Origin of the sequence: Enterococcus sp. BWB1-3 (assembly GCF_016745275.1) — a bacterium.
In the GTDB taxonomy this organism is placed as follows: domain Bacteria; phylum Bacillota; class Bacilli; order Lactobacillales; family Enterococcaceae; genus Enterococcus_L.
This window is the reverse complement of sequence record NZ_JADOEP010000049.1, coordinates 1-6,541: the sequence shown is the minus strand read 5'-3', so window position 1 is coordinate 6,541 and position 6,541 is coordinate 1. Positions and strand designations below refer to the sequence as shown.

At 32.3% G+C, this 6,541-nt stretch carries 7 protein-coding genes and 1 pseudogene; 2 read left to right on the top strand and 6 right to left on the bottom strand.

What is annotated here, in order from left to right:
* Positions 1-151 precede the first annotated feature (151 nt).
* Positions 152-523, top strand: a complete 372-nt coding sequence (locus IW492_RS18790; RefSeq protein ID WP_442896377.1) for a helix-turn-helix domain-containing protein — start codon at positions 152-154, stop codon at positions 521-523.
* 86 nt (positions 524-609) lie between these two features.
* On the opposite strand, the gene IW492_RS17580 is transcribed toward IW492_RS18790, so the two are convergent.
* The 5 genes and pseudogenes from IW492_RS17580 to IW492_RS17560 form a co-directional block, all read right to left on the bottom strand.
* Entirely contained in the window at positions 610-1,377 is a 768-nt protein-coding gene (locus IW492_RS17580) for a hypothetical protein (protein WP_202069381.1), read from the bottom strand.
* 6 nt (positions 1,378-1,383) lie between these two features.
* Positions 1,384-1,710 carry a hypothetical protein gene (locus tag IW492_RS17575; protein WP_202069379.1) on the bottom strand — a complete coding sequence of 109 codons (327 nt, stop codon included), beginning with the start codon at positions 1,708-1,710 and terminating at the stop codon, positions 1,384-1,386.
* An 860-nt stretch (positions 1,711-2,570) separates the two neighbouring features.
* Positions 2,571-3,146, bottom strand: a complete 576-nt coding sequence (locus IW492_RS17570; RefSeq protein ID WP_442896378.1) for a hypothetical protein — start codon at positions 3,144-3,146, stop codon at positions 2,571-2,573.
* 609 nt (positions 3,147-3,755) lie between these two features.
* Positions 3,756-4,406 (bottom strand): annotated as a pseudogene (locus IW492_RS17565) (beta-eliminating lyase-related protein); the annotation flags it as partial.
* Positions 4,407-4,661: 255 nt separating this feature from the next.
* A complete protein-coding gene (locus tag IW492_RS17560) occupies positions 4,662-5,144 on the bottom strand; it encodes a GNAT family N-acetyltransferase (protein WP_202069375.1) in 483 nt (160 codons plus the stop codon).
* A gap of 113 nt (positions 5,145-5,257) precedes the next feature.
* Between IW492_RS17560 and IW492_RS17555 the strand changes: the two genes are divergently transcribed.
* On the top strand, positions 5,258-5,716 hold the full coding sequence (locus IW492_RS17555; protein WP_330928482.1) for a helix-turn-helix domain-containing protein: 459 nt from the start codon (positions 5,258-5,260) through the stop codon (positions 5,714-5,716).
* 658 nt (positions 5,717-6,374) lie between these two features.
* Here IW492_RS17555 and IW492_RS17550 read toward each other — a convergent pair.
* Positions 6,375-6,541, bottom strand: a 167-nt coding sequence (locus IW492_RS17550; RefSeq protein ID WP_202069371.1) for a transposase, incomplete at its 5' end; no start/stop codon positions are given.

The following is a 6,541-nucleotide window of genomic DNA, read 5'->3' as shown; positions in this document are numbered from 1 at the left end:
GTACCCGAATTTTCTTACTCAACGGCCTTATTCAATACAAATAAAAAACACCGGAGAAGGAGTTCGATTCCTTCTTCCGATGTTCATTGGTGATACTATCAGTCCGATTTGACAAAGAGCCATAATTGGTTTCACTAAAAAAAGATAACGAATGAGAAACAAATTCTCCATCCATTATCTTCATAAAATCATTATTTCATATTCTATCAAATCTTTATACACAATACACATAATCGCCCTATCGGTCCTTGATATAAACCTCACTGATAGGATAATGAAGTATAAGGCTGGTAATTCTTGTAAGAATAATTTGAAAAAATACGACAAAATCAGCAGTAATGCTAAAGCTACAAAAACCAGGCAGCAAAAGCTATTATCCAAAGCTGAAATAAGTCAAATTATTCAGAAATACCAACAAGGAGCAACTGTCTATGAACTAGCTGATATGTATGGTTGTCATAGACAGACGGTCAGTAGACACCTTAAGGAGAATAGAGTCGAGATGAGAAGTGGAAAGTTCTAGCTTCTCTTTCACTCCACTCAATTAATATATCTTCACAAATCTCTTATTATCTTCCACATGCTACCCATTTTCAGGAAATTCCCATCTTATCCTGAAGGTTTATTAAGTATAGAATCTACCGTATCTAATTCACTAAAATTAGTAGGTTCATAGTCATCTTCATAGCTATTTAAATCTTGCAGATGTTCATCTATTTTCTCACTTATATAAGATTTTGACCCACTAAAGTCTAAATCAAAATTTTCAACTTCAGATTCAAAAAAAGTACCTTTCACCTCTTGATAAATATTATTTTGATAATCCTCAATTATTTTATTTAAAGCAAACTGTTTGTCGTCTTCAGAGTCAATATATCTACTGAGTTCTAAAAAGTCGTCAATCTCATAAAAGTCATCTACTTTATTCTGAAGATTCTGCTGCTTACAGTAGACAATTTCACTGTATAAATTCACTCCTGTCTTCTCCTCTGCAAGATCAATTAGTTCATTTTGGGCTAAGCTACATCCATATACCTCTTCAACTAAATAACCCAAGGACTCTGAGAAACTATCTACATCTGAAATATTATTCAATATGTTATCTATAAGAATTCTATTTGATTCTGAGTAAAGTAGCTCTTCTACAAAAATGTGTTTAGCATTGATATTATCTGAGAAATAGAACTCGCTAGCTAATTCACTCCAATCACCCTTAAAATGATATATCGAATTCCTTTTATGATATTTTCCGCTGAATTCATAGAGAAGTTCAATAAATTTACCGCCTTCTTTAACTTCATTTTCCTGTAGTAAAAATGAAATTCTTTCACCTACGTATAGATTCTTATCAAAATAAAAGTTATAATTATTTCCCACTTTATCCTAAAGAATATCAACTCCTGAAGATTTTATAATTTGGGCCACGTATCTTGTCTGAGATAATATTCTATTAAACATGCTACTAGAATTCGTTTTACTTGATAGAAAGTCCACTATTGACGGATTTATAAAATCGAGACACTCATTTTTGAGAGTTTCATCATTTTTCGTTACAATCCATGATTCTTCCAAAGCTTTTTCAATTTCATTTAAATCGTAGGTCTCATTTGTCATTAAATATTTAAACGATTTTTCAACCCCCTCTATAGAGACTGGATATTCCTCAAAACAATATGGGCTTATTAAAAAAAGCTTATATTCCATTAGCATCTTGTTGAAAAGACCTTCATAAATCCAAGACGGATTATTTAATGATTCTATACAATATTCAAAATTATTTCCGTCCGAATGAGTAATAATATGTAGTAGTGAAAATAAGGATTCATTTTTAATGGCTAGGATATGTCTGAAAAGTAATTATGTTATAGTAAGTTCTAGAGAAGAGCAAAATGGTTGATTCGATCTAGTAACTCTTCATAGCAATCCTCAAACAATAAAAAATGATTATCTGAAGGCATCACAAAGTAGACGTAGTGAAAACTACGAAAAAATTTGGCTATTCAGTTGAGTGATTCAAGCTGTTCGTTTTAGCGTTTTAAGTTTCCGATAGGACTGACTGTTATTTGAGTTTATAGCAGCAATAGCAATTGATAAAAGAGAAATATGAGTGAGTGTAGTCAAATTCCTAACGGAATTTATATTCTTTACCCACATACGCTCTTGTCCAGCATTTTTGAACTGGGCATTGTATCGCTCGCATTCTGTACGTAAAGAGTAGTTTTGCTTGAATGTCTTACTCGTTCGATCAATAGAAAACCTTAGGTCGTCAGGGATTGTTTGATATTTTGTACACCCACGATTTTTCTTCCCATTTAGGAAGTTCTTATGGTTACAAGGACAATGCCCAATTTTAGATTGCTTAAACGGACAACAAAATTTTTGTCGAGTCCGTCCAGCATCTGAGAATTTCCCATCACGATGCATAGCTAAACCAGCTTCACAAATGGGGTTTCCTTTAGATAAGGTTTTAACTGTTTTAGTTCCTCGTTTGTTTAGTGGGATAAAACATTCCCCGTTATAAAGATGTGCGATTTGGTTATAAATTGCTTTTGTATCGTATCCTTTATCTGTTAAAAAAGAGCATTCCGTAACGGTAAAAAAGAATGTGTATCCGCAAAGATATTAAGTGCAACAGTTGGGTCAGCAACGTTCGCAGTGGTTGTCAATTCAGCAAGTGCCAAACCAGAGATACAATCAACTAACACGTGATTTTTATAGCCCCAATAGAAATTGAATTTCCGTTCATTTATCTGGTTTGAAGCGGAGTGAACCCCAATTTTACAATCAGAATCATTCGCTGGAATAGTTCCCTTCTTGAATTTATCACGAGAAAAAGACTTGGGATTATTAAGAGTTGTATTCGCGGAGATTGGTGTAGAATCCAAGCCGATAAAAGAAGTATCAACGATGCCTTTTTCTGCAAGTATGAGCACTTGAGTCTTCATAAGATTGGATAGAATTGTATGATCTAAATTTTTTAGAAATCTGTCAAAGGACCAATACGAAGGCAAAGGTCTAGCAATATCAAATCCGCAGTAATGAGCGGTCAGTAAATTATTATTCAAATAATCTAGAAGTTCAGTAATCATCTGAAAACCTTCGGTTTTCATCACATTGAAGGCACAGATCATCGCCTTACGACCGATTTTAGGATATTCAGCAATCGTTGATACGTCTAATTTAGAAACAATTGATCGTAAAAGCGAGCGACAGGTTGTGAAGTAAAAAGAGTTATATCTTCAAAAATTTCTTGACGATGGATAATAATCAGCTCCTTATAGTTTTTTGGCAAAATTATTTTATCATCTGGAGCTGATTGTTTCTATAGATTGGAGTGACAAAGGGACTAGTCATATCCCTGAAACGTGCATGCTAAGCAAGTGCAGGAACTAAAAAAACGCAATAGTATATGAAGCCAATCAATACATAGATAAAAGTCGTGGTGGAAATTCGACTAAAATTCATGCTATCGTGGATGTTTAGGAGATCCTATCAGTCTACAACTTTCTTCTGGTTAAGTTCATGACAGTAGTCAAGCAATCTCACTTTTATCAGAATTTCATCTGAAAGTGCCTTGCATTCTAGGAGATAGAGCTAATACGTTTCTATATAGTTGAGCGAAGAGCTTCGTATGTGATTCCGCCAAAGGAGAATACACGGCAACCATGATCCACGGATTGGCATCTTTACAAAGAAAGACAATTTGCAGAATACTTTTTTAACAAGTTAAAAAATTTACTTAAAATAGCTACTGGCTATGATAAACTAACTACTTCTAATCCAATTGAAATTAATGATTTCTCATAACCCGATATTTCTCCCCCATGAGTAATTTGATAATCTGATAAAACAAGATAATCCTCTTTGTTTCTACATGATATTAGCCCACCTGAAGAACAAAGAAAGTCTTTTTTTAAGCTCATCACTAAATAATCTGCACAGCTCGTAATTTTCTTAACAATAGAATTGATACTAATTTCAGGCATTTCATATTTTTTAATCAAAATCGCATTTTCTAGAATTCTTGTCGCATCCATAACTAATGAGACATTGAACTTAAGAGACAAGTCTTTTATTTTCTTTAAGTTTTCATATGATAAACCGTGCCCCCCGATGTAATTGGAACACAATTCTATCCAAATAAGAGCATTTCCTTCAGCAGAATACAATTCTCTCTCGAGCTTGATTAAGTCAACATTCCCTTTAAACAAATAGAATGATGAGAAATCCTCTGACTCTTCAGAATGTACGCTTACAATTTTAGCTCCATTAAGGTTTTGGTGATATTGAGTTGTAGAGAAGGTTTTATTACTCATAATTACAGTCTTCTCATCAAGCATTTTGTTGCAAAAGGCAGCCTCTGCTGCTCGACCTTGAGTAAACAGGATATTATGTTCAAAGCCAAAATTTTTTTTAAATTTTCTAAAAGGTCAGAATATGTTTGTCCGGTCCCTAGAGGACCTTCATCAACTACTAATGCTTCAGAAAATTGGTAAATACTAATAGCGCTTCTACTACTATCCGTAAAGAGATCAAATTTTATCTTATTTGGAACAAGGGACAGAGCGTTATTTCCGCAATCCTTTAACGCTTCTATTCTGTCCTTTCTACTCAACTCAGGAATTCTTTGAGAAATGTGTAGTTGATATGGAGAATACAACCTATGACTTATTTTTTTTATAAAAATGATTGTCTACTTCTAAGGTTGGAAAATCTTTTGGTAGTTCATTTATAGATATTTCTTTAAAACCACTTTTTTTGTAAAATATTTGAGCTTCTTTAAATTTATCAGTAGTTCCAAGATATATTTCATTTATTTTATTATCTTCACAATATTGGAATAGATAATTTATCAAGGATTTACCTATTTTTTTGTTTCTGTATGCAGAATGAACAAACATTTTTTTCAATGCTGCTCTATTCTTTGATAGACGCTGAACTCCTAAAGTTCCTATGATTGCTCCGAATTGATTTTGTGCTACCCAAAAATTACCGCCGTCATTTATATAGGACTCTTCAATTTTTAATAGGTCAGTTTGATCATCAAGACTAATGTTTATATTGTATTCGTTTCTTTGGATTTTAATAATGAATTCAATAATTGATTCAGTATCAGAATTTTTAAACTCTCTAATTTCGTACATTCATTTAACTCCTTCTTATCAATTGAAATAATATTAACACATTTCCCCTTGTGTTTCCATATACTTTTTAGTATATTCTAATTATATAGCAGAATGTAGTTTAGGGGTGGGGTATCATTACTATCGGGAGTCAAATAAAAAAATATAGAATTAAGCTGCATATGTCTCAAAGTCAGTTAGCACACGGAATTTGTTCACAGGCTCAATTATCTAGAATTGAAAACAGCAACCAGACACCGTCAGTTCATATTGTTAAGTTATTTTCTGAGAGGCTTAATATATCTTTGAATACATTGCTTTCATTTAATTCTGACTATATTTCAGAGCAAAAGAAAAATATAAAAAAGCTCGAAAATTGTGTTTTAATGGAAGAATATGGTGAAATTGAACATATTTTAGCTAATTTTAATTTTGAAGATTCTTCTCTCGAAAAAATTAATTATCAGAAAATACTATATTTCAAAGGACTATTTCTAAATAAAATTCAAAAAAAATACTTAGCATCTATACAGCAGCTTATTGATGCTCTTGAACAAACGATGGATACTAAGTATAAAAAAATGGGGTTCTGAAACTTAAAATTGATAGAATCTATACAGTATATGAATGTTATATTCTATCTGGAATTGCGCAAGGATACTATGAACTGAATAAATATCAATTAGCTAATTATTATTTCAACTTTGCATTTAAACTCATTAACTCCTTTAAAGATAAAAATACAACAATTCTTCTTATTGATATTTATTTGTATTTTTCAAAGAGTCTGCGAAAGCTACATGAATATCAATGTGCTTTGGAAATTTGTCAAGCAGGTATGTCCTGGATTGATTCAAATAAAACAAGTTATCATTTATTTGAAATTATTCATGAAATGGGTGAGGTACAAGAGTGTCTTGGAAATAAATGTAGAGGAGAATATTTTAAAAAGAGTGCTGCAATTCTCTCAAATTTTATTAAATGATACCAAAACAAATCTATGTTCATCCCAATCTATATGGACAGAGTAGGCAAATTTTTTCTTTCTCCTTTTATATAATACCCACTTTCTGTCAAGAAAATAAAAAGGGGGGGGGTTCCTCATTGATCTTCTTTTCCAATTCTGATTGATGTTTGGCTTCAATATGTGTCATCTCTCAAATAAAATAATGCTTATTTGTATTCGCTTTAACATGATCAAATACATGTAGATAACATCTTCCGCAAATATTCGAGCCTTAGCATTCTGTTCTAATACATAGGCAAATATATCTTCAAAGAGCATCGTTTCCCGAAAGCAACTCTTTTTAGCGTTTTAATATGCGTGTGCAAGTTCTCTAAGCGACCATTGGAATAGGGTTTGGTCAAAGCAAGACGAATACCATTTTCGTACTTGAAGAAAGCTTTTCTTACCGATC

Bases quoted from the DNA above. Each gene is read 5' to 3' on its own strand.
- IW492_RS17560 (WP_202069375.1), bottom strand. From the start codon at position 5,144: ATGTACGAAATTAGAGAGTTTAAAAATTCTGATACTGAATCAATTATT.
- IW492_RS18790 (WP_442896377.1), top strand. From the start codon at position 152: ATGAGAAACAAATTCTCCATCCATTATCTTCATAAAATCATTATTTCA.
- IW492_RS17575 (WP_202069379.1), bottom strand. From the start codon at position 1,710: ATGCTAATGGAATATAAGCTTTTTTTAATAAGCCCATATTGTTTTGAG.